Annotated in this window: 12 protein-coding genes and 6 pseudogenes; 10 read left to right on the plus strand and 8 right to left on the minus strand. The window is 69.3% G+C overall.

Annotated elements, in window-relative coordinates; all coding sequences use genetic code 11:
• A pseudogene (locus ACWC24_RS17320) lies at positions 1 to 767 on the minus strand (transposase family protein).
• 975 nt (positions 768 to 1,742) lie between these two features.
• Between ACWC24_RS17320 and ACWC24_RS17325 the strand changes: the two are divergent.
• Entirely contained in the window at positions 1,743 to 1,961 is a 219-nt protein-coding gene (locus ACWC24_RS17325) for a hypothetical protein (RefSeq protein ID WP_450663664.1), read from the plus strand.
• 56 nt (positions 1,962 to 2,017) lie between these two features.
• On the opposite strand, the gene ACWC24_RS17330 is transcribed toward ACWC24_RS17325, so the two are convergent.
• The gene (locus ACWC24_RS17330; protein WP_450663665.1) at positions 2,018 to 2,983 is read right to left on the minus strand and encodes a helix-turn-helix transcriptional regulator; all 966 of its coding nucleotides are present in this window, start codon (positions 2,981 to 2,983) and stop codon (positions 2,018 to 2,020) included.
• 63 nt (positions 2,984 to 3,046) lie between these two features.
• On the opposite strand from ACWC24_RS17330, the gene ACWC24_RS17335 reads away from it, so the two are divergent.
• The 6 genes from ACWC24_RS17335 to ACWC24_RS17360 all read left to right on the plus strand — a co-directional run bounded on the left by ACWC24_RS17335 (position 3,047) and on the right by ACWC24_RS17360 (position 6,484).
• Entirely contained in the window at positions 3,047 to 3,433 is a 387-nt protein-coding gene (locus ACWC24_RS17335) for a VOC family protein (RefSeq protein WP_450663666.1), read from the plus strand.
• 2 nt (positions 3,434 to 3,435) lie between these two features.
• Complete coding sequence (locus tag ACWC24_RS17340) at positions 3,436 to 3,762, plus strand: putative quinol monooxygenase (protein ID WP_274390247.1); 327 nt, start codon at positions 3,436 to 3,438, stop codon at positions 3,760 to 3,762.
• Between the two features lie 163 nt (positions 3,763 to 3,925).
• On the plus strand, positions 3,926 to 4,423 hold the full coding sequence (locus ACWC24_RS17345) for a DUF2399 domain-containing protein (RefSeq protein WP_450663709.1): 498 nt from the start codon (positions 3,926 to 3,928) through the stop codon (positions 4,421 to 4,423).
• A gap of 168 nt (positions 4,424 to 4,591) precedes the next feature.
• Positions 4,592 to 5,365, plus strand: coding sequence for a heavy metal-responsive transcriptional regulator (locus ACWC24_RS17350; RefSeq protein WP_450663667.1), 774 nt, complete (start codon positions 4,592 to 4,594; stop codon positions 5,363 to 5,365).
• Positions 5,362 to 5,673: a hypothetical protein gene (locus ACWC24_RS17355; protein WP_450663668.1), complete on the plus strand. Its 312-nt coding sequence runs from the start codon at positions 5,362 to 5,364 to the stop codon at positions 5,671 to 5,673. Before ACWC24_RS17350 ends, ACWC24_RS17355 begins: the two co-directional genes overlap by 4 nt.
• Before the next feature lie 274 nt (positions 5,674 to 5,947).
• Positions 5,948 to 6,484 (plus strand): DinB family protein, encoded by a 537-nt coding sequence (locus ACWC24_RS17360; protein ID WP_450663669.1) that lies wholly within the window; start codon positions 5,948 to 5,950, stop codon positions 6,482 to 6,484.
• A 370-nt stretch (positions 6,485 to 6,854) separates the two neighbouring features.
• Here ACWC24_RS17360 and snpA read toward each other — a convergent pair whose 3' ends face one another.
• From snpA to ACWC24_RS17375, 3 genes and pseudogenes are all read right to left on the minus strand, one after another.
• Positions 6,855 to 7,619: a snapalysin gene (gene snpA / locus ACWC24_RS17365; RefSeq protein ID WP_450663670.1), complete on the minus strand. Its 765-nt coding sequence runs from the start codon at positions 7,617 to 7,619 to the stop codon at positions 6,855 to 6,857.
• Positions 7,620 to 8,167: 548 nt separating this feature from the next.
• Positions 8,168 to 8,296, minus strand: a complete 129-nt coding sequence (locus ACWC24_RS17370; RefSeq protein WP_450663671.1) for a hypothetical protein — start codon at positions 8,294 to 8,296, stop codon at positions 8,168 to 8,170.
• A gap of 5 nt (positions 8,297 to 8,301) precedes the next feature.
• A pseudogene (locus ACWC24_RS17375) lies at positions 8,302 to 8,454 on the minus strand (transposase); the annotation flags it as partial.
• A gap of 383 nt (positions 8,455 to 8,837) precedes the next feature.
• On the opposite strand from ACWC24_RS17375, the pseudogene ACWC24_RS17380 reads away from it, so the two are divergent.
• Positions 8,838 to 9,500: pseudogene (locus ACWC24_RS17380) on the plus strand (HAD family hydrolase).
• 71 nt (positions 9,501 to 9,571) lie between these two features.
• Here ACWC24_RS17380 and ACWC24_RS17385 read toward each other — a convergent pair.
• The 3 pseudogenes from ACWC24_RS17385 to ACWC24_RS17395 all read right to left on the minus strand — a co-directional run.
• Positions 9,572 to 9,739 (minus strand): annotated as a pseudogene (locus ACWC24_RS17385) (transposase); the annotation flags it as partial.
• A gap of 104 nt (positions 9,740 to 9,843) precedes the next feature.
• Positions 9,844 to 10,846: pseudogene (locus ACWC24_RS17390) on the minus strand (IS5 family transposase).
• Positions 10,847 to 11,860: 1,014 nt separating this feature from the next.
• Positions 11,861 to 13,554 (minus strand): annotated as a pseudogene (locus ACWC24_RS17395) (SpoIIE family protein phosphatase).
• A gap of 625 nt (positions 13,555 to 14,179) precedes the next feature.
• Here ACWC24_RS17395 and ccrA point away from each other — a divergent pair.
• Positions 14,180 to 15,592, plus strand: coding sequence for a crotonyl-CoA carboxylase/reductase (ccrA, locus tag ACWC24_RS17400; protein WP_450663672.1), 1,413 nt, complete (start codon positions 14,180 to 14,182; stop codon positions 15,590 to 15,592).
• 244 nt (positions 15,593 to 15,836) lie between these two features.
• Positions 15,837 to 24,065 (plus strand): type I polyketide synthase, encoded by an 8,229-nt coding sequence (locus tag ACWC24_RS17405; protein WP_450663673.1) that lies wholly within the window; start codon positions 15,837 to 15,839, stop codon positions 24,063 to 24,065.
• Positions 24,066 to 24,115: the final 50 nt, after the last annotated feature.

Here is a 24,115-nt window from a genome sequence, read left to right on the forward strand (position 1 = left end):
TCATCGGTCTGACCTGGCCAAACGCAGGATAAGGACGGCCTGGACGAAGCAGGTGATCCGGGTGGTCGAGCACCGGAGCTTGCGAAGGAGCCGCCAAGACTTGAGGGTGGCCATGGCTTGCTCGACGAGGGCACGGATCTTCGCGTGAGACCGGTTCACCGCCTGCTGACCAGTGGAAAGGGTCTCCCACCGCCCCCAGCACGGGGTACGGACCGTGCCGCCGGCACCCCGGTAGCCCTTATCGGCCCAGCACGTGATGCCGTCCCCGGCGAGGGCGTCGACGATGCCGTGTTCGCGAGCTGCGCGGACGTCGTGGACGGCGCCGGGCAACGCTGGTGACGCCCACAGCAGCCGGCCGAAGGGATCGGCGAGAACCTGCACGTTCATTCCGTGCCTCTTGTGCTTCCCCAAGCAGTAGGGCCGGTCCGCGGCGATTCGGTCGATCGGCAGTAGGGTCCCGTCGGCAGCACGAACGCCTTCGAGGATGCTGTCCGGACCGTCTCTTCAAGGGTCGGCGCGAGAGCGGCCAGGACCTCAACGGCCTCGGTGATGTACCGGTACGCGGTCGTGATCCCAATGCCGAACCCGGCCGCGAGCTGGGCATACGGGTGGCCGTTGCGGAGATGGGCGAGCGTGAGCAGGACCTGCCGGCCGGCACTCAGGCGCCGCCAGCGGGTACCGAGCTCCCGGCGGCGCCGGCGGAGCTTGGCGGACAAGAAACGCAGGGCAGAACTGGACACGTCCACGCCGGACGGGTAGAGAAGCATAGGAAGCCTCTGGTGCAGATGGATTTCTTGGTCGAAAACCCATCTACCAGGGGATTCACCTGTCTGTCAGCCCAATTACCGGCCTCACCTGGCAGGTTGGCAAGACCTCAGTGCGCCCTGTGCATGTGACGATCATGGAATCCCAGCATGCCCTCCCCGATAGCCCGACGCCCCTTGCTCATTGCCCTGCTGGTCGTGGGACTGGCCGCATTCGGCTACTACGCTCTGCAGCCCGTACGGGAAGCTTGCACGCTTACCTCCGAGCCGTATGGCTCCACCTTCACCCCGAACAGCTCCCATATCTCCGGCAGCGGCCGGTGCGGTGAAGAGCGCACGCGCTTCATGGCCTGGCTTGGGGGATAGGCGCACCCACCGAATGAGATCGACCACCTCCGAAAGCCGATGCAAGCCGCTGCCTGGCAGCCGCTGCGTTGGCTCGATGGTGGGTCAGGCGCCTGTTCAGTCGCTTTTTTTGAAGGTGGCCTGCCACTCGATGCGAGCAGTACGGGGCAGGCTCGCTGATCAGGTTGGAAAGGTCTCCCTGCGTTGTTCTGCGGGATGTGACGAACCCTTCGTATGGTTCACCCACCCAGGGGTGCCGGGTGTGGTTCAAAAGGCTCTGCCGCTTGTGGCTTCCACTGATTGGCCGCCCGGCACCCCACGACGACTCGGCTGCCAATTAGGAATCGCGAATGATCGCTGAGTAGGGAATCGACAGCGAGGTCGTCCGTTGCCCGTCAAGCTGGCGTTTCCCGCACGTTCCTCTACCAGAACTCCCAGGCCAAGGACCTCATCGCCCAAGCGTCCACTCGAAGTGTCGCCTGCCGTGAGCAAGACCGCGAGGACGCCGACGCCCGCCTCACGGCCTCATGGCGCGAACGGGCACTCAACGCCGAGGACGGGCTGAGGACGGCACTGGGAGAGGTCCGCACACAGCGTGATCGCATCGGCGAACTCCTGGGCAGAATCCGTGACTTGGAACAGGATCTCCCCAAGGACGCCGTCCAGCGCGTGATGACGGAGAACACCACCCTCAAGCGCCAGATCCAGCAACTCACCGGTGAGCGCCGAAGCCTGGAAGACCGGTTGAAGGGGGCACGCGAGAACAACCGCTTCCTCGACAAGCGTGTCGCCGAACTCGAAGCTCAGCTTGCCGAGCTGCTGACCCGACGCGGGGCCCTGGATACGCCTTGACGCTCCGTGACTGCCTCGGCGGCCAGACGGTGTTCGTTCCCGGTGCAGTGTCTCTTCTACCGGGGCTGACCGTTCACGTTGTCCTCGAACAGTTCCCGGGTGCGGCGCAGCAGAGCCTGCCGTACGTCGTCCGGTGACAGGACCCGCAGTGGTGTGGCCAGGCTGAGGAGGTACCTGGCGAGCCCGTCCGCGTCGGGGCCGCCGATGTCGACGACGGTGGCGTCGGGCCCTTCCGGGCGGTGGGTACCGACCGTCTGCGGGATCAGCCGCAGCGCCTGGTCCATGGGCAGCGGGAGGCGGATCGTCACGTAGAGCGGGTAGGCACCGGTCGCGATGGAGCGGGAGACAAGCAGAGCCGGGTCAGGTGGGTCGACGAGCTCCACCGGGCGTCCGGTCGGCTGTATCTGGCCCACCCTGTCGGCGCGGAAGGTACGCCACTCGTCCCGTGTCACGTCCCGTGCGACGAAGTACCAACGGCGTCCCGTGTGCACCAGGCGGTACGGGTCGACATCCCGGACCGTGGCCTTCCCCACGCGGTCTCGGTACGACAGGCGGCAACGCTCCGCCCGGCGGCACGCGCCGGCCAGTTCCAGCAGCATGCCGGGCGCGATCTGCGGCGCGTCGGGCCTTGTGGTGTGAACAAAGGCGGCGTCCATCTCGCCCAGCCGGTCCGCGATCCGGCTTGGCAGAACCTGTCGCAGTTTCAGCAGAGCGGACAGCGCGGCCTGGTCGCCGCCGAGAACGCCGCTGAGCGCGGCCTCGCGCAGCCCGACGGCCACGGCGAGCGCCTCTTCGTCATCGAGGACCAGCGGCGGCACCCGGGATCCGGCGCGGAGGCGGTAACCGCCCCATGGCCCGGGATCGGACTCGACTCCGTAGCCGAGTTCCCGAAGCCGGGCGACGTCCCGCCGCACCGTGCGCTCGGTCACCGCCATGTGGTCGGCCAGTTCGCCGCAGGTCCACGACGGGCGTGCGGACAGCAGTGAGACCAGTCTCAGCAGGCGGGCGGATGTGCTGATCACATCGTGAAGTGTCCCGCATGACCAGGACCGAATCTGTCCTGGTCCCGTCATAGCGTCTTCCCCATGAGTACCGGAAACACGTCCGCACCCGCGATCCGCTACGCGGCCGTCACCTTCGACTGCCCGGACCCCGCCGAAATGGCCCGCTTCTACGGCGAGGCCCTCGGCCTGCCCGTCGCCTACTCCAGCGACGACTTCATCCTGCTCGGCAAGGAGGGCTCGGCCGGACTGGGGTTCAACCGGCTGGCCGACTACAGGCGCCCCACCTGGCCGGACCCTTCCCAGGAGAAGCAGGCCCACATCGAACTGGGCGTCGACGACCTGGAGTCCGCGCAGGCTCACCTGCTGGCTCTGGGTGCTGTCGAGCCCCCGACCCAGCCCCAGCCCGACCGATGGAGGGTCCTGCTGGACCCCGCCGGCCACCCGTTCTGCATCACCACCTTGGTCTGAACATGATCGGCAGACTGATGACCATGACCGCGCACCCAGGCAAGGGCGGCGCACTCGCCGCCGTCCTGCTGAGGGTCGCGGACAGGCTGCACAGCTTCCCCGGCTGCGAGATCTACCTGATCAGCCAGGACACAGCAGACCCGGACACGGTGCACGTCACCGAGGTCTGGCAGGACGAGGCCAGTGCGCAGGCCGCCCTCGCCGCTCCGTCGCGCGCCGACGGCCCCAGTCCCGCAGAAGTCCTCGCGCTGCTGTCGTCCCCACCGCACCGCACAGACCTCACCGTCCTGGGCGGAGTAGGCCTCCCCACTGCCGACGGCCAGCCCTGACAGACGCTCCTGATCGCAGGAATGGCCCGCTCGGAGGTCATTCCTGCGGCCGGGTCGCGTACGACCGGCCCCGACAAGCCCATTGCGCCGCTGATGACGTGAGCGCTGCCGGAACGGCGGCCGGCAGCACTGTTCTCCACGTCGCTCACCTGCATGCGACGCGATCGCAGCCCTGTCGCAGGCCGGCTGGAACGTCGCCGTCCGCGCCGACTTCGACCAGGCCGGCCTGGCCCACGTACGCGCCCTCCTCAACGCCGCACCGGCAGCCGTCCCGTGGCGGATGAGCACCACCGACTACCTCGCCACCGCCCCAGAAGACACCGACACCCTGCACCTGCAGGACGAGGACGCCCCCTGGGACGAGCACCTCGTCCCCACGATGCGAAAGCACTCCGTACCGGCCTACGAGGAAGATCTCCTTCCGGCACTGCTCACCGACATCGTCGTCGGCACACCAGGCTCAACGGTGAGGAACGTCTTTGTAGCCGATGCCCTTGCGAACAAAACATGCCGAGTCGTCTTCAAGCCTGACAATCGCTACCGTCTTTGTCGGAATGCTGCGTCCTCGGCCAGTAGCAAGCCCGGCCCCGTTGCCGAAGGATGCCACTTGCGGCTTGTACGTTGGCCCCTCATGCCGGCGGACCAGACGGGAGCCGCATGATCAACACCTTCTGGCGTGACCGTGGTAGCCGCCGGCTCGAGGAGAAGACCCGGCCCCTGGAGGGGCAGCCGGCCGACCGCGCGGGACTCCCAGACCTCACCCGGCGGGGTCGGCCCTGAGAATCAGCCCTTGACCTTCGAGTCGGGTGGAAGGTTTACCGTCGGCGGTGTGACGACCTACCGCATCTCGCAGCTCGCCGAGCGCTCCGGTGTTCCGGCCACGACGCTGCGCTTCTACGAGGACGCCGGGCTGCTGCCCGCCGGCCGGACCTCGTCCGGGTACCGGATGTACGGCGAGGACGCGGTGGAGCGCCTGGCCTTCATCGCCTCGGCCAAGCTGCTGGGCCTGGCCTTGGAGGAGATCCGCGACCTCCTCGACGTCCGTAAGGAGGGGGTATGCGCGTCGGTGCGGGCGCGGATGCTGCCCCTGGTCGCGGACCGGATCACCGAGACGGACGGCCGCATCGCCGGGCTGCGCGCGTTCTCCGCCCACCTGGCCCACGTCCACGCTGCGCTCTCGGGCCCGGCCCCGGCAGGGGCGTGCGGCCCGGATTGCGGCTGCACCACCGGCAGCACCCCGGCGGCCGGGCCGGTGCCGATGGAGCTGTCGCCGACCCGCCTCACCCCGGCCGCCGAGCCGTGGCGGGACGTCCCGGTCGCCTGCACGCTCGGCGGCGCCGAGCTGGGCGAGCGCACCGAGCAGTGGCGGGCCCTGGTCGGCAAGGCCGACCGCCGCGAGGAGATCCCCGACGGCCTGCGGCTGTCCTTCCCGGCCGGCGCCGAGCTCGCCGGCGAGCTCGCGGCGCTCGCCGCGGCGGAACAGGGCTGCTGCGCGTTCTTCGACTTCACCCTCCACCTGACCCCGACCGATCTCCAGCTGGAGGTGCGGGCCCCGCAGGCCGCCGCCGGGGTGCTGGCCGGCCTCTTCGGAGCACCCGCATGACCGCCTCGCCCTCTCCCCGTCCGTCCCGGCCCTGGGGCACGCTCGGCGCCGGCGCGGCCGCCCTCGCCGCCTGCGCAGTGTGCTGCGCGGGCCCGATCCTGGCCGCCCTCGCCTCCGTCGGCGTCACCTCCGCGATCGGCGCGCTCTGGATGCCCGCGCTCGCGGTCCTGGCCGTGACCGCCGGACTCGGCTTCCTCGTCGTACGGAACCGACGCCGTACGACGTCCTGCCACACCGCCCCGTCCCGGGCCGACCTCGGCATGCCGACCCTCGGCCCCCCGCCGGAGGGCGGCCAGGCCGCTCACTGAGCAGAACCGCTGGCCAGACCCCGCACGGGGGTCTGTGAGGATGGAGCGCCCGGCCGCCATGGGGCGGCCGGCACAGCGCGAAGCAGCGATACCTGGCCACTCGCAGCCTCGGAGGGGCAATCCCGAGGCCGCATCGAGCGATGAGTTCCGCTGCGAAGAGAGGTCTTCTCGGGCGGACGTGCTGGTGAGGTGTCGGTGGAGGCGCCGCCCAGTCCTCGGATCGTGGGCACGTACGAACTCGACCGAGCTTGATGACGGGTGAGGAGGCTCCTGCGTGAGCGACATCGTGGTCCAGAAGATCGTCCGGCCTGAGCGCGCAGTATCGGGCCCGTGGCTGGAGGTGATCGCCTCGAATCTCGATTACCACCGGGCGACTTTCCTGTGGAAGTGCGAGGGGCTCTCGGATGAACAACTGCGGCTACGTCCTGTGCGGTCGTCGGTGTTGACCCTGCTGGGGCTCATGCGCCATCTGCAGGGAGTTGAGCGTGCCTGGTTCCAGCGGACGTTGGCCGGCGCGACGCCTTGCTTCTTTCCCTATCGCACCTACGTCACCGCTGACGGTGGCGAGTGGTACGACGAGTCGGACGCTACGTCGGCCAGGGACGTCTACGAGGACTACCTCAAGGCATGCGAGGAATCGCGGCAGGTATTCGCGAAGGTGACCGTTGACCTCGCGCGCATCGTGCCGAACCCGGAATTCGGTGACACCGATGTGCGGTTCATCCTCGAGCACGTGATCGAGGAGTACGCCCGCCACGTCGGCCATGCGGATCTCCTCCGCGAGGCCATCGATGGCGTCACTGGCGAGTAGCCGACAGCTGCGCCCGTCGCAAGGCACGCGTACAGCTTCCAGAACCGCTGTGAAGTGCGGCGAGTCCGGGAGCTCGGTGCCGACCGGCACCGCCGTCACCTCGACCCCGCCCGCAAAACCCGCGATCTCGTCCGCCAGCTCCAGTCCCTCGGCCACCAAGTCGCGCTCAGCTCGGCATCAGCCTGACCGGCCCATCTCACCGCCATCCGGTCCGCCAGCGGACCGGATGCTGCCGCCTGCCCTCCCGCACGTCGATTTTCCGATCAGCTTCAACGGGCCTGAGGCCGACCCGCGGGAATGCTCAGAGGACCGGCCTGGGCATGTGCGGGAAACCACCCTCGACAACGAGCCGTTTCCCACGGGAGCGCGGTCAGTTCCAGGGCGTGTGGCGGTGCGGACGCCACGGACCGTGGCCCGGCGTCGCGGTCCCTGCCGACGGTGCAGCGCTCGGGCCGCCGACGGGCTGAAGCACCGTGCCGGGGGCCTGCGCGCCTGCGCCGGCCCACAGCTCGTCGACGCGCGCGCGCTCAGTGGCATTGGGGTAGCGGTTGGTGCAGGACGGGCCGGGGCCGCCACCCGACATCAGCTCGCTGCACGGCCCGCTGTAGTCGTCTGGCAGGCCCAACACGTGCCCGGTCTCGTGGGTGACGACGCGGATCGAGTCGTTCTGCTGGGTCTGGGTGTAGTCGAGGAAGATCTGGCCTCTTCCATGCCCGTCGGTAGAGGCGTGGGACCCGCGCGGGTCGTTGCCCTCGTAGTAGGAGAAGTCGGCCCCGCTCGAAGCCTCTTCGAGCTTGACGTTGGACTCGGAGCTGTTCCAGATCGCGGCCGCGCTCGCTATCTGTGATCGGAAGCTCGGCGCCTGGGAGGCGTCGTAGTGAAGGGTCACCGCCTGCCCGGCGGTCTGGGTGGCGCCCTTCTGGGCGGCCGACTTGAGCACGGCCTCGAAGAACGCCGTGTTGTCCGCGGCCTCCTGTGCCGAGCCGTCGTACCCCGCCGCGAAGGTATCGGCGGAAGCGGACGCAAGGGCGGCCGGCTGGGCGCTCGCGGGCACCGCGGCCCCCAGCGCGCTGGAGGCGAGACCCAGGCCGAGAGCGAGGGCGAGGAGTCGCGGGGACATGCGGAACGAATTCATGTGGGGGGCTCCTACTGACTCGGTGACGCCGAGCACCACAGCGCGCGGTCGACTCGGCGTGAATACCGGTTCCGAACTGCAGCGACGTCCTCTGGGTCGACATTCTTAGAACGGCTCCACAGGACGCGCAACGGGTCCCACCACTACGACGCTTCGTAGGCTCCACGGCCTCGCCGGGGCGGTGCGCGGACCTCCGGCCCGCTCATGGCGGCAGGAGGAAGAGCTGTCGCCGCGTCAGAAGCCTTACACCACGGGGCGATGGGCGCGCGGGCGGCAGGGCGGAACTCCGGGATGCTCAGCGCCATCCACATTTGGGAGAATTCGGGCAAATGCCTAGATGTGTACCATGTCGCGTCTACTAAGCGCGCCAGTTGTTTCGCGTAGCCCTGTGACCGACGTCATGGGATATGGGCTTTTTTGCTGCTTTCGCACCTGGTCGGCCACACGTCGTCCCCCGCCGAGTCACTCGCGACGCTGGGCGCCATCCCTCACCGCCGAGCCGTCGCCGCTCAGCCCTGATCAAGAGGGAAGCCGGGGTGTACCGACGGCTACTCGGTGATCTCGTTCCGAGGCTGTACGGACAGTTCGCTGGGCAGGGTGGTGTCGACGGACTCTGACTCGACCGGGTGGAAGACGCCCTTCGCGACCAGACGAGGCCCCACGCGGCGGCGGGTCACGGTCACTCGTCGATCGGCTCGGCCAGGACCGCTTTGACGAGGCGGATCACGGCGGTGCAGCCGACGGGAAAGCCGACCACGTCGGTGCGAGGCCGAATCTCCTTGTCCAGCCGCTTCTGCGGGTCGTTCGGCCAGATCTGCCGCCAGATCTCCCGGGGAACGCGGCGGCGCGCGTAGTCGACGACGCGCTCGACGGAAACCTCCGCCTGCGCGGAGAGGAAAACCGCAGCGACTTCGAGCGGCTGCGCGGCACGCGGGACACCTCCGCCCGAGCGGAGGTGTCCCGCCGCCCATGCTGTCGGCCTCGTCGGCCCAGTCGTCGGCTCCACGCGGACGGAGGTGTCCCGGCGTCCCCGACGGCACTCATGATGAACGCCGCGTCGGTGCTGTCCCTGCGATGCCGGCGTCCTCTGTGGCCGGCACAGTGTCGACTCCGCGCAAGCGAAGGTTTCCCGAACAAGGCCTCGACCGGGACGACGACGCAGCCGTCGACCTGCTGGCTCCGGATGAGGCTGTGCTGATGGCCGGATACGCCGCCGTCGTGATGTGCGCGGTGGTGTTCGATGTCGGTGAGTGCCTGGTGGACGAGACCCGCAAGTACGGCACCTGGGCCGACTGGCTGGACGTGCCCCGGCACACCTTTCACGCGATGTTCGGTGCCGTCATCGCCCAAGGCTGCGACCACCGCGAGGTGTTCCAGGAGTTTTGTCCCGGGTTCGACCTGTACGAGGAGCACGAGAAGCGCGTGGCTGCGGGGCAGCCAGAGATATTCGGCGAAGAGGATCTCTACGCCAGCGTGCGCCTGCTCTGGCCCAACTGCGCGCCGAAGAACTGTGGTTGGGCATTGCCGGGAACCAGAAGGTGCGGGCGGGCACGATCTTGCTCCGGATCTCCTCGGACGATGTCGACTTCATCGGTACCTCTGACGACTGGGACGTCAGCAAGCCGGATGCCAAGTTCTTCCGTTGCGTCGCCGAGGTGACTCCCTTCGCCTCGCAGGAGATCCTCTGCGTGGGTGACCGCGTCGACAACGATCTGCGGCCGGCCGTCGCCACCGGCATGCCTACGGCGCTCGTTCACCGGGAGGCCGTGGGCAACGATCCAGTGGCGGACACAAGAGGCCCGGCAACTGCCGACCTTCAGGGTGGACAGTCTCCTTGAGCTGCCGGAGTGCATCTGCGACTTCCACGACTCGGCGCGCTGACGGTCGTCGAGGTCGCGCACGCACGGTTGCTGTTGGTGGGGCGTCAGTGAGCGCATTGCTTCGCGCACCCGGTTGCCGTCCTCACCGAGACGGGCCGCCATCGGCTCCACCGACTTGCGCCGCCCCTCCAGCAGCAGGCCACGCACATACACCTGCCCCCACCGCCGCTGATCAGAACGGAAGAACCCGTCGAACAACTCCGCCGTGAAGGCCTCCAGGTCCTCCCGGACCACCGCCATCTCCTCAGGTGTCACACCACCCCAACGACGCCCGCAGGCCAACAGACATGCCACTCACGAATAGAAGATGACCAAGCCCTACTAGGGCCTGTGTGACGTTGTGATCATCCAGTTGCCTTCAGCAGGTCGTTGATCCAGATCATTGAGGCACGGAGGTGGAGGCCGGCGAGGTAGCTCTCGGGCGACTTGTCGTATCGAGTGGCGATGCCCCGCCAGGCCTTCAGCTTGTTGATGAGCCGCTCGACCGTGTTCCGCTCCTTGTAAAGATCACTGTCGTGGCACGTGGGCGGCCGCCTCGGCGGCCCTTCTTCTTCCGGTTGGCGGCCTGGTCCTTCTTCTCCGGAATGACTGCCTTGATGCCGCGTTTCCGCAGGTAAGAGCGGTTGGCGCGGGACGAGTAGGCTTTGTCCGCGGCGACAGCACCGGGCCGGGTCCGAGGCCGGCCCACGGGCAGACTGACCCGAATCTTCTGCAACACGGGGACGAACTGCGGGCTGTCACCGGCCTGTCCTGCGGTCAGCACAAGGGACAGCGGACGGCACCTGCGGTCCGCGGCGAGATGAATCTTGCTCGTCAGTCCGCCACGGGATCTGCCGAGCAGGGCTTGGTTCAGCCGGAATTTGCGCCGTCGTCTGATACGCCGTCGCTCTCCCTGCTCGGGGCCGTCCCCGCCGTCCTGCCCGTTCTGTCCCGGCGGGCCGCCCCTTTTTGCCGGGCCCGCTCCTGTTCGGCGGCGGCTTCCTCAAGGGCGTCCATGACGTCCTTGCCGAGGTGCATCCCGGCTGCGTCGTGGTGGGCGCGGGCAGTAGTGGAGTCCACGCTGACCAGGGATAAGTCCGTCTGTCCCCGGCGAGCGGCCTCGGCGATCATGCCTTCCAGAAGAGCGGGGAAGACCCCGGCGTCCCGCCAGACACGAAAGCGCCCGTAGACCGTCGGCCACGGTCCGAACTCGGAGGGCATCTCGCGCCACTGGGCGCTGGACCGGAACCGCCAGATCACTCCCTCGAACTGCTCCCGCAGCCGCTTGGGGTACGGACCGTACTCGCCTATCGGCAGGTACGGCTCGATGAACTCCCACTGCTCGTCGGTGAGTTGCGTACGTGTCACACTCAGCGTCCTACCAGGCGCCGCCCCCGCACGGGACCAGAACCCGAGAATGATCACGACCTGACACAGGCCCTAGGGGGTGCTGGTCTGCCTCAGGTCGGTGGAGAGGTCGTCCCGGGGGCGGATGGAGACCGCCCCGTGCGGCGCCGGGTAAGGCTCCGAGCACAGTTGGGACTGCTGGTTCGTCGCGGTCGGGCTGCACGGCGCCGGGGTGACAACCCATGGGCCGTACCGGTCCCAGTCGCCGCCGGCTACCGGTTTCCGGCTGCGGGTCCAGCAGGTTCCCTTGGTGGGGCTCCGGATGCTGTAGTACCTGCCGTGCTCGCGCGGAGTGAAGGTCCAGCTCCGGTCGGACGAGGCCGGCCAGTCCGCATCGGTGAACGCGGCAAGCACCTGAGCGTAGGTGCCGATGTGCCGACCGGAGCCGGCGTTGCGGATCTCTCCCGTGCCGCCGGGCGCCTCAGCCGCTGCGGACGTCGCGGTGCCCAGGATGCCACTCGGCGTGGCGCACACACAGCGGCCGCTGCGACAGCCGCACGGTGCCACCGCCGGCGGCTCGGGGAGGCCGCAGCCATACCGGCGGTCACGGCCATGGATCGGCGTACACGCATGATGTGCTCCTTCGGCAAGGAGGAGTGGGACGGTCCGCAACTCGTTCCGCTCCACCCCTGTGACACGCCTCAACCATCCGATCGAGCGATCACTGTCCCGCCACGCATGCGGGCCATTGGAGAAGCCGCCTGGACCAGGTGCAGGCATTCGAGACATCTGCCGTACGCCTTCACCAAACAGCTCCTCCCGGCCGCCTCCGACCTACATGCCCACGGTGCCCGTCCTCCGCGGCGGTGAACCGGCACGCGGACACCGCGTTCTGCGCTCACCGGCGGGGCAGTGCGGGGCCCGCACAGCGCGCAGTTCTCGCGCGGCGGAGAGAGGCGTTCGAAGCCTCAGCCCACCGGCTCAGGAACTTCGGCAGTCTCCCGTTCCGCCCACTCGATTTGCCTCATGCGCGGGTCAGGCGGGTCCTGCGGGAGGGAGCGTGCGCAGCGCGATCATGGCGACGTCGTCATCGTTGTCGCTGGGGCGGACCTGGTCCAGCAGCAAGTCGCAGAAGGAGTCGAGGGGGCGGTGGGCGAGGGAGGCCGCGTGTCGGCGCAGCCGGTCAAGCCCGTGATCGATGGAGTGGTGCGGGGATTCGACCAGTCCGTCGGTGTAGAGCAGGAGCGTGGCCTGGGGTGGCAGGACGGTGACGGCGTCGGGGCGAGGTCTGGTGACCCCGGTTCCGAGGAGTATGCCGTGAGCCTCGTCGAGGTAGCGGGTCTGACCGTCGTGGGTGATGAGCAGGGGCGGCGGGTGGCCGGCGTTCGTCCAGCGTAGGCGCCACAGTGTGTCATTCCCGAGGGTGAGCCTGGCGAGGATCATGGTGGCCATGGGTACCTCGGCTATGTGCGTCACGGCATCGTCGAGCCGTGTGACGACGGCGCTGGGTGCGGCCTCGAGGTGGGACCAGGCGAAGGCGCGCAGCATATTGCGGACCTGCGCCATGCCGGCTGCGGCGTCGAGATCGTGTCCGACGACGTCGCCGATGGCCAGTGCGTGGGCGGCCAGAGCGAAGGCGTCGTACCAGTCACCGCCCATGGACGAGGCGTCCGGAGCGGGTACGTAGCGCGCGGTCATCTCCAGCCCGGGCAGGACGGGCAGCTGGGGCAGCAGGTGGCGTTGCATGGTCTCGGCGACTTTGCGCTGGCGCTGGTACAGGCGCGCGTTGTCCAGCGCCAGGCCCGCCCGGCGGGTGAGGTCCTCCAACAGCGGCAGGTCGGCAGGGGGGAAGGCGTCATGACGCTGGGCGCGGCCCAGGGTCAGGGCGCCGAGTACGTCCCGCAGCCCGCGAATGGGTGCGATGCCGGCGGAGTGCATACCTGTCGCGGTGGACAGGCGCTGCTGCTCGACCGCTGTGCCGGAGTCGGGCGGACCTTGGTAGGTGGCAGGGCCGGCGAGGGAGGAGGCGGCGCCGCGCAGGGCCCGTGACAGGGGCATCGGTGACTCTGCCGGCACGGGAGGCATCGGGCCCTGCAGGTCGTCCCGCTCGATGAGAATGCCGTCCTTGTGCTCCATCACGAGAACGCGTCGTACTTCGTCACGTTCGGTGAGCAGGTCGAACACGACCCAGTCCGCGAGCCGGGGCACGGTCAGGGCCGCCAGCCGGTGCAGCGCCTCGTCCGCGTCCAGGGTGGATGTGAGCTGCGTGGTCGTCTCCGCCAGCAGGGACAGGCGGTCCAGTTCCGTCAGCGGCGCGGAGTACCCGCCGTCGGTGTGGCGCACGTCCCCTGGCTTCGGCTCGTACAGCATCGCCGGCGCACCTGTCCCGCCCGGACCGGGTGAGTAGGGCGTGACAGCCAGGACAACTGGACGAGAGTGCCGTCCCCGCAGGCGAACCACTCGGCGTCGCCATGTCTGGTGTCCCCCGTGAGGATGGCCTTCCTCATCCGGCAGCGCGTGCGCGGCACCGAGTGCCCGTATCTGTCCCGGTGCAGCAGGTCGTGGAAGTCCTGACCGACGAGTTCTGAGGCTTCCCTGCCCAGCAGGCTTTGGGCCGCGCCGTTGACCGCGACGATGAGGCCATCGTCATCGACCACGATGGCGGACGCCCGCAGGTTTTCCAGCGTTCCGTCGAGCAGGGCGCCAGAACGCGCATGATGCCCGGACAGGGGAACACTTTCCCTGCCGGGAGCGGCGACGCCGTCCGTGTTCCTCCTCTGTTCAAGCCCGAATCACGTCGAGTATCCCAACCGGATTCCGGCATGCACCGAAACGCTCGTTCGACGCTCTCGGCGCACGCACGCGGAGCAATGAGCCGGAAAACGGTCCCTGAGCTGATGTTCTTCGTGACTCGTCCGGGACGACCTCTTTTTCGATGACTCATCACGTGGAGTGAGGACGGTGCAGCGGATCGAGCCTGAGGTCCACGCCGCCCGGGCCCCGGTCGCCTCCACCGCTTCTCCGCCCGCACCCGATCGGACGGCAGCATGATCGGGCGAGCCGGACGCGGGCACGCACTGGGGCCCGATGCGCCACAGGTACCGCCGTGTCCCGACGAACCGCATCCAACTGCCCGCCCTGGGAGGCACCGGATGGCAACGGAACCGACCGGTCGGCCCCCGGTGGCCGGGCTCGGCGCCACCAGTGGCGTGGGCTCGGACGTGCCACCCGGCCGGCCGCCCGCGAGCTGCGGCTGCGCGCGGTGGCCCGGTACCCCGCCGTCCTCCTCGCCGGCGGCGGCCTCCGTCGTCAAGCAGGATCCGGGAGATCGGAAAGAGGAGAAAGCGTAATGGAATGGAACTGAGCGAAGCTCTGCATGGTGGCGCCGACCCCGAAGAGTTGGAGCGGGCCGTCCTGCCTGCCACGTACAAGGCGGCTTATCTCAGGGCCCAGGACGTCGCCATGTTCGGCGATGCCGCTGACAAGGATGTGCGGAAGTCCTTGGTGGTGGGCCAGGTGCCCATGCCCGAGATCGCGCCCGACGAGGTGCTTGTCGCTGTGATGGCGAGCGCGGTCAACTACAACTCCGTGTGGTCGGCGATGTTCTCGCCCGTGCCGACATTCAATTTCCTGAAACAGCTCGGGCGACAGGGCGGTTGGGCCACCCGTCACGACCAGCCACACCATGTCATCGGGTCCGACGGTGCCGGTGTCATTGTGCGCGTCGGTTCCGGTGTGCGCCGGTGGAAGATCGGTGACGAGGTCGTGATCCACCCCTCACAGGTGGACGACCAGGAGCACGGTACCCATGACGACGGGATGATGGGCGAAAACCAGCGGGCCTGGGGTTTCGAAACCAACTTCGGTTCCATGGCCGAATACACGGTTGTACGAGCAAGCCAGTTGATACCCAAGCCGAAGCACCTCACTTGGGAGGAGTCCGCCTCGAACACACTGTGCGCCACCACGGTGTATCGAATGCTGGTCGGCAAGCATGGCGCGCGACTCAAGCAGGGCGACGTCGTCCTGATCTGGGGTGCCGCGGGCGGCTTGGGAGCCTTCGCGGTGCAGATGGTGAAGAACGGCGGCGGAATCCCGATCGGCGTGGTGAGCTCCGCGCGCAAGGCCGAAGCGGTACGCAAGCTGGGATGCGATTTCGTCATAGATCGTACCGAGATAGGCCTTGATGGCGACTCTGCCGCCGAGCCGGATGCAGTGATCAGGCTGGGTAAGCGGCTGGGCTCGAAGATCCGCGAACTGGTAGGGCGGGACCCGGACATCGTGTTCGAGCACACCGGTCGAGCCACCTTCGGCGTGTCGGTGTTCGTTGTTCGCCGCGGAGGTGTGGTGATCACCTGTGGCTCCAGCTCCGGCTACCAGCACAGCTATGACAACAGGTACCTGTGGATGAAGCTGAAGACCGTGATGGGCAGCCACGGCGCCAACCTGCAAGAAGCCGTCGAGTGTACCCGGCTGATCGCAGACGGGAGCATCAAACCAGTGCTGTCGGAGATCTACCAGCTCGGTGACGCCGCCGAAGCGTGCCGCCGACTGCAGTTGAACGAGCATGTCGGCAAGATCGGGATACTGTGCATGGCTCCGTCGGCGGGATTGGGTGTGTCGGATCCCGCGTTGCGAGAGCGCCTCGGTGGCAACGCGTTGACCCCGCTGCTGCCGGGGGAGGGCGGGGCGATGAGCACCGCGGTCAAGTCCGGGGGATGGCCGGTCGGGCGTGCCGGAGCCGCCGAACAGACCCTGCGGGGATGAGTTCGACGATCCGGTGGACAGCGTCCGCGACGCGATGACGTCGCTGAGGCACAGGACAGGATCACAACCGGACCACTTCCTTTGATCCGGCCGCGTTCACCTTGGGCTGTTTCGGCATCGTGATCACGCACGACGCACTCCTTACCACCGATCGAGCCGGCGTGCCCGCACACCTGATGTGCCGGGATGCCAGTGCCTCGAACCGCGTTGTTGCCCGAGGGGCTCAGAAAGGATCACGATGGCAATGGCAAGCGACCCCAGGGCGCCTGAACCGATCGCCGTGATCGGTCTGGCCTGTCGGCTGCCAGGTGCTTCTACGGTCGAGGGGCTGTGGGACCTGCTGCGGTCCGGTCGAAGCGCCATCGGCGCCGCCCCGGCCGGCCGGGGTCTGCCCGCCGACCGCATGGGTGGCTTCCTGGCCGAGGTGGATCGGTTCGACCCCGAATTCTTCGGTATCCCGCCGCGCGAGGCAGTGAGCATGGACCCGCAGCAGCGGCTGGCGCTCGAACTTGCCTGGGAGGCGCTGGAACACGCGGGCATCGTGCCGAGTACCTTGCGACACAGCCGTACGGGCGTGTTCCTCGGTGCGATGACAGACGACTACGCGGAGCTGTGCCGGCAGCGCGGCGCGGCCGAGGCCGGTGCCACCACCCTCACGGGCCTCAACCGGAGCATCCTCGCCAACCGGATCTCCTACGTGCTCGGTCTCCGCGGACCGAGCATGACGGTCGACTCAGGACAGTCGTCGTCGCTTGTGTCGGTGCTGCTGGCCTGTGAGAGCTTGTGGTCGGGTGCCGCGACCACCGCACTGGCCGGCGGCGTGCAGCTGAACATCACCGACGACGGGTTCGTGATCGCGGACCGCTTCGGGGCGTTGTCGCCGGACGGGCGCGCCTACACCTTCGACGCCCGCGCCGCCGGGTACGTGCGCGGCGAAGGCGGCGGCATGGTGGTGCTCAAACCGCTGGAGCGGGCCCTGGCGGACGGCGACAGAGTGCTCGGAGTGATCCGCGGCGGTGCGGTGAACAACGACGGCGGCGGTCCCTCGCTCACCTCACCCAGTGCCGATGCCCAGATTGAGTTGCTGCGATCTGCCTACGCCAACTCCGGTGTCGACGCGGCCGAGGTCGGTTTCGTGGAACTGCACGGAACGGGCACCCCCACGGGAGATCCGGTTGAAGCCGCCTCGCTCGGTGCGGTGCTGGGAACGGTGCGGCCTGCGACTGCGCCGTTGCCGGTCGGCTCGGTCAAGACGGTGCTCGGTCACCTGGAAGGCGCGGCCGGCATCGCCGGTCTGCTGAAGGTCGTGCTGTGCCTGCACCATCGGATGCTCACCCCGAGCCTGAACTATCGCACCCCCAACCCGAAGATCGACCTGACTGCCACCCGCTTGACGGTGAACACGGAACTTCGGCCCCTGACGTCGACCGGCCGTCCGCTGGTGGCCGGCGTCAGTTCCTTCGGCATGGGAGGTACCAACTGCCACCTGGTACTGGCCGAATGGCCGACCCCGTCGACGACCGACCCCGACCCCGAGTCCGACTGCGAGTCCGCTTCGAAGTCCGAGTCCGAGTCCGGGCCGTTTCCGGTGCTGCTCTCCGGCCGTACCGAGCAGGCCGTCCGAGATCAGGCATCCCGATTGCTCACCCACGTGGACGCTCACCCGAGTCTGTCGCCGGCCGCGGTCGCGCACTCGCTGGCATCCACCCGCACCCATTTCGCGCACCGTGCCGGATTCGTTGCCGGCGACCTCACCGCATTGCGCGCAGGGCTTGACGACCTGGCCGCCGGTGGGGGCCGTGCAGATGTGGTGGATGACGGGAAATGTGCGCTCCTGTTCACCGGTCAGGGCAGTCAGCGGCTCGGCATGGGCGTTGAACTGCGCCGCGCGGTACCCGCATTTGCGGACGCGTTCGACGCTGTCGCCGCGCGACTGGACCCGCTGCTGCCGCGACCGCTGCGCGAGGTAATCGACGGTACGGACGCCGACGTGCTCGACCGAACCGAGTATGCGCAGCCCGCGCTCTTCGCGTACGAGGTGGCGCTCGCTGCGACGCTGGACCGGTGGGGCGTGCGGCCAGACGTCCTGATGGGACACTCGATCGGTGAGTTGGCCGCCGCGCGGACAGCCGGCGTGCTGTCGCTGGAGGACGCCGCGACGCTGGTGGCTGCGCGTGGTCGGCTGATGCAGGCGCTGCCGTCGATCGGCGCGATGGTGGCCATGGAGGTGGCTGAGGCCGAACTCGGCCAACTCCCCGACGGCGTGGCCATCGCCGCGGTCAACGGCCCGACCGCCGTCGTGCTGTCCGGCGACCGCGACGCCGTGCTGGCGCTGGCACGCAGGTGGGAGTCGGCCGGGCGGCGGGTCCAGCGGTTGCGGGTCAGCCATGCTTTCCACTCGGCACACCTGGACCCGATGCTCGCCGAGTTTCAAGCCGTGGCGGAAACCCTCACCTATCGGCAGCCACGGCTGCCGATCGTGTCGGATGTGACCGGCGAGGTGATCGCGGCCGAGGAGATCTGCCAACCTGATTACTGGGTCCGGCAGGTGCGAGGCACCGTGCGCTTCCTCGACGCGGTCCGCACGGCGCGGGCCCACGGTGTCACCCGCTTCCTGGAGGTCGGCCCGGATGCGGTGCTGACCGGCGCGGGCAGGGAATGCGTCAGCGACGATGCGTCGCTTTTCGCGTGCGCGGGCCGAGCGCGCCGTCCGGAGGTTGCCACCCTGCTCGCCGCGCTCACGGCGCTCCACACCCGAGGGGTTTCGATCGACTGGCCGACGGTCTTCGCGGACCTGGGCGTGCGGGCTCGTGAACGGACAGTGCTGCCCGCGTACCCGTTCCAGCGCTCCCGGTTCTGGCTCGGCGACGAGCCGGTTGTCGCGCGGTCCACTGCTACGGCGTTGCCCGCGCTCACGGGCCCGGCGGTCAAGGACCTGGTGCTGGCCGAGGTGGCCGGAGTGCTCGGCCAGCCGTCTGCGACCGGCTTGGACGTCGGTGCCACGTTCCAGGACCTGGGGCTGGACTCGGCGGGTGCAGTCGAATTGCGGAACCGACTCGTACGTCGCACCGGCCGGTCTGTCCCGGCCGGCCTCGTGTTCGACCACCCGACCCCGGCTGCGGTCATCAACCACATGCGCGCACTCACCGACGGGGGGCCCGCTCCCGAGAATGCCCCGATGGTGTCGGACGACTCTGCCGGTGATGATCCGGTGGTCATCGTGGGGATGGCCTGCCGTCTGCCCGGGGGCGTTGCCTCGCCGGAGGACCTGTGGCGGCTGGTGTCGGACGGGGTGGACGTGATCTCGCCGTTCCCCGCTGATCGGGGCTGGGACCTTGCCGCGTTGTCCGATGCGGATGGCCCCGGTGGTTCGCGGACTCAATGTGGCGGCTTCCTGGCTGACGTCGCAGGTTTCGACGCCGGGTTCTTCGGGGTGTCGCCGCGGGAGGCGGTGGCGATGGATCCGCAGCAGCGGTTGCTGCTGGAGGTGTCGTGGGAGGCGTTGGAGCGGGCCGGCTTCGATGTCGGCGGGATGAGAGGAAGCCGGACGGGGGTCTTCACCGGCCTGATGTATCACGACTACGCGGCTGCCTACGATGGTGTGCCGCCGCATGTGCGCGGCCATCGGATGACCGGCGGCGCGGGCAGCGTCGCGTCCGGCCGAGTCGCCTACCGGTTCGGCTTCGAGGGACCTGCGATCACCATCGACACAGCGTGTTCTTCGTCCTTGGTGGCCCTCCATCTTGCCGTGCGCTCGGTGTGCGGCGGGGAGTGCGACGTCGCCTTGGCCGGCGGCGCCACTGTGCTGTCCTCGCCTTTCACGTTCGTGGAGTTCAGCCGCCAGGGTGGTCTGTCGGCAGACGGTCGCTGCCGGTCCTATGGCGACGGCGCGGATGGCACGGGATGGGCCGAGGGCGTCGGTGTGGTCGTGGTGGAGCGGTTGTCAAGGGCGCGGGAGTCGGGGCACCGGGTGCTGGCGGTGGTGCGTGGGACCGCGGTGAACCAGGACGGCGCCAGCAACGGCCTGACCGCACCGAACGGTCTGGCGCAGCAGCGGGTGATCCGGGCCGCTCTCGCCGACGCCGGCCTTTCGACCTCGGATGTCGATGTGGTGGAGGGCCACGGTACCGGTACCGCGTTGGGTGACCCGATCGAGGTGCGGGCGCTGTCGGAGACGTACGGCCGCGACCGGGTCGCCGCGCCGCTGCTGCTCGGGTCGGTGAAGTCGAACATCGGTCACACCCAGGCCGCGGCTGGCGTGGCCGGTCTGGTGAAGATGGTGCTCGCCCTGGACGCCGGCGTGGTGCCCGGATCTCTGCACGCCGAGCAGCGGTCGTCGCATGTGGACTGGGCGGCGGGCGGAGTGGAGGTCGTGTCGTCGGGGTCGGTGGCGTGGCCGGAGAGCGGTCGGCCGAGGCGGGCCGGTGTGTCGTCGTTCGGAATCAGCGGGACGAACGCACACGTGATCCTCGAACAGGCCGACTCGACAACCGAGTTGCCATCCCCGCCGGGGGACGGTGAGGGCCCGGTGGCGCTGGTGCTCAGCGCCCATGACCCCGAGGCGTTGCGCGCGCGAGCCGAGCAGTTCCAGTCCCCGCTCGCGGCTGTCGGCCCAGCTGATGTCGCGCACTCCCTCGCCCGGTTGGAGGCGTTCACCGAACGGGCCGTCGTGGTCGGCGCGGACGAGGGAACGCTGCGGGCCGGGTTGGCTGCCGTAGCCGAGGGACGGTCCGCGCCCGGTGTGGTGCGCGGACAGTTCCGGTCGGGCGGGCGACTCGCCGTGCTGTTCACCGGGCAGGGCAGCCAGCGGGCCGGGATGGGCCGTGAACTGGCGGCCCGGTACCCGGTGTTCGCGAAGACACTCGACGAGATCTGCGGGGAACTGGACCGTTCGCTCGCGCCGCACGGTTACCGACCCGTCAGGGAGGTGATGTTCGCTCCCGAGGAGTCCACCGACGCGCGCCTGCTCGACCGGACCGGCTATACACAGGCCGCGTTGTTCGCGTTCGAGGTCAGTATGTATCGGCTGGTGGAGAGTTGGGGCGTTCGACCGGATGTGGTGGCCGGCCACTCCATCGGCGAGGTAACCGCAGCGCACGTCGCCGGGGTGCTGAGCTTGGCGGACGCGTGCGCGCTGGTCGCCGCCCGCGGCCGGCTGATGCAGGCGCTGCCCTCGGGCGGTGCGATGGTCGCGGTGGAAGCCGATGAGCGGCACGCCGCCGCATTGCTCCCGGCCGGGTCTGTCGACGTCGCGCTCGCGGCCGTGAACGCGCCGAACGCCGTGGTGCTCTCCGGGACGCAGGCGGCGGTCGCTGCGGCCGCCGACGCGCTCGGTTCCGCCGGACGTAGGACCACCTGGCTCAACGTCAGCCATGCCTTCCATTCGCCGCTGATGGAGCCGATGCTCGCCGAGTTCCGCGCGGTGTTGGAAACCCTCACCTTCCGGCCGCCCACGATCGCGCTTGTTTCCAACGTGACCGGGCGGTTCGCCGAGGACGATCTGGTGCTCTCGCCTGACTACTGGATTCAGCACGCAAGCGCGCCCGTGCGTTTCCACGACGGCGTGCGCGCCCTGGTGGCCGATGGGGTCACCGCGACGTTCGAGGTGGGGCCCGCACCGGTTCTGACCGCGCTGGTCGAGCAGGCGTGCGCGAACGAGCCGATCGGGTGCGTGCCTGCCCAGCATCACAACCGATCGGAGGTGGCCGGACTGATGACAGGACTGGCCGGGCTGCACGTCACCGGGATCGAGGTGGACTGGACGGCCGTGCTGACGAAGGGGCGGCGAGTGCCCTTGCCGACGTATCCCTTCCAGCACCGCCGGTTCTGGCTCGACCACCGTCCCGGCACCGCGCCCGCTTCGCTCGGCTTGCGGGTCGCGGCACATCCGCTGCTGGGCGCGAGGATCTCCCTGTCCGGACACACCGAAGTGTTCACCACGGCCCTGTCGGTGGCCGCCGCTCCGTGGTTGGCCGACCACGTCGTTGCCGGCGCGGTCGTGGTTCCCGGCGCGGCGCTGGTAGAACTCGTGCTCGCGGCAGGCGCCGAGGTCGGGGCCGGCGAGTTGGCGGAGCTGGTGCTGGCCGCTCCCTTGACCCTCACCGATCAGGACCCGATGCTCGTCCAGATCGAGGTCGGAGCCGAGGACGCCGCGGGACGCCGCGCCGTCACGGTGCACTCGCGAGAAGACGGTTCGACGGCCTGGACCCGGCATGCCTCCGGCGCCCTCGTACCCGCCTGCACACCGCCCCCGCCCGTTGCAGCTGTCCCGGTCGAGGCCGCTGCGGAGCTGTCGGTGGACGAGCTGTACAGCGGACTTGCGGCCACAGGCCTGAGCTACGGCCCGGCCTTCCGACGTGTGACCGCGGTGTCGGCTGCCCGCGAAACCGTTCTGGCCGACGTCGGGATCGCCGAGGACGCCGCCGGTCACCTCGTCCACCCGGTACTGCTCGACGCGGCCCTGCATGGCGCCGGCGTGTTCGGTTTCTTCACCGCCGAGGCAGGACCCCGCCTGCCGTTCTCCTGGTCCGGGGTTCGGGTGCACGAACCCGGCGCGACAGTTGCGACGGTCCGGATCACCCGGTTGCGGGAGGACACCATCCGGGTCGAGCTGACTGACCCGGCCGGGAAGCCGGTCGTGACCGTGGACGAGATGACCGTGCGTACGGTGCCCGCCGACCGCTTGGCCGGCACGGCTGGGCGCCCGCTGCGCATCGACTGGATTCCGATCGACGCGAGAACCGGTGCCACCGGCTCGGCCGCGATCGTGGGCGAGCCTTTCACCGGCCTGGCCGAGGCGTTGTCCCACCACGGGCGCGCCGTCACCCGGCTTCCTGACCTGGCCGCGCTCGACACGGCGGACCACCTCCCGGACATGGTCGTTCTGCCGTGGCGTACAGGCGGCGAGGACGACATGCCCGCGCGGGTCCATGTCGCGGCCCGGCGGGCACTCGTGGCACTCCAGGCCTGGTTGAGCCGCGACCGCGGAACGGCGCGGCTCGTGGTGCTGACCGAGGACGGGCCGGAATTGGACCTTTCCGCCGTGCGCGGGCTGATTCGATCGGCGCAGCGCGAGAACCCGGGCCGGATACTGCTCGTCGAAACGGATGGCACACCTGTCTCGCTCGCCTCTCTGCCAGCTGTGCTCACACTAGACGAACCGCAGTCGTCCATCCGGAACGGACGGATCGCGGTGCCCCGGCTCGGGCCCGCCGGCGAAGGCACGGCTCCGACCTGGCGGCCGGACGGCACCGTACTGATCACCGGGGCCAGCGGTGCGCTCGGCGACCTGATCGCGCGGCACCTGGCCACCATGCACGGCGTGCGCCGGCTGCTGCTGGCCAGCCGGCGAGGCGCGGCCGCCTCGAACGCGAACGCACTCAGAGCCGCGCTCACCGCATCCGGGGCCGAAGTGGCGTTCGCCGCGTGCGATGTCGCCGACCGGGACGCTGTCGCGGACCTGCTGGCCGGCATCCCGGCGAACCGGCCGCTCACCGGCGTCGTACACGCGGCGGGTGTACTGGACGACGGAGTACTCGAGGCACTCACACCGGAGCGGCTCGCCGGGGTTCTCCGGCCGAAAGTGGACGCGGCCTGGCACCTGCACACGCTCACCGCGGACCTCGACCTCGACCATTTCGTGCTGTTCTCCTCCGCCTCGGCGGTGTTCGGCGCGGCCGGGCAGGCGAACTACGCGGCGGCGAACGCGTTCCTGGACACGCTGGCCGAACAGCGCGTCGCGGCCGGGCTGCCGGCCACGGCGATGGCATGGGCGCCGTGGCGTGAAGCGGGCATGGCCGGCTCGGTCGGCGCCGGCGACCTGGCGCGGCTCGCTCGCCTCGGCATGGCGGCCATCTCGAACGAACAGGGCCTCGCCCTGTTCGACGCCGCACTGTCCGCACCGGACGCCGCGGTCGTGCCGCTGCGGGTCGACAGGGCCGCGCTTGCCGACCGACCCACCGAACTGTCCGCGCTGCTACGCGGCTTGGTTCACGTGAGCGCCGTATCCCCGGCTGCTCCCGATGCCACCGCCCGGGCGACCTTCGTAGACCGCCTGTCAGGTCTGTCCGTGCCGGAGCGTGAGCAGGCGGTAGCCGCACTGCTCCGTGCCGAAGTCGCCACGGCGCTGGGCGGCGGCGCTGTCGACATGCGGCGCGGCTTCCGCGATCTGGGGTTCGACTCGCTCATCGCGGTGGAACTGCGCAACCGGCTCATCGCCGAAACCGGGCTGGCACTCTCCACCACCGTTGTCTTCGACTACCCGAGCCCCGCCTTGCTGGCCGCGCACATCAGCGGGGCACTCGCTGGCGACGCGCCTGCCCCGGTACCGGACGACGAGCCTGCGAGCGGCCCGCCCGACGATGTGTGGGGTGACGAGGAACTCGACCTCGACAGCCTGGACGCAGCCGAGTTGGTGCGGCTGGCCAGGTCTGAGCGCGACCCGGGAACGAACAGTCAGGAGGCGACGATATGAGCAGCCAGTCCCCCTCACCGGGCGCGGTCGTCGAGGCGCTGCGCGAGTCC

It is taken from the genome of Streptomyces sp. NPDC001443 (assembly GCF_053597355.1).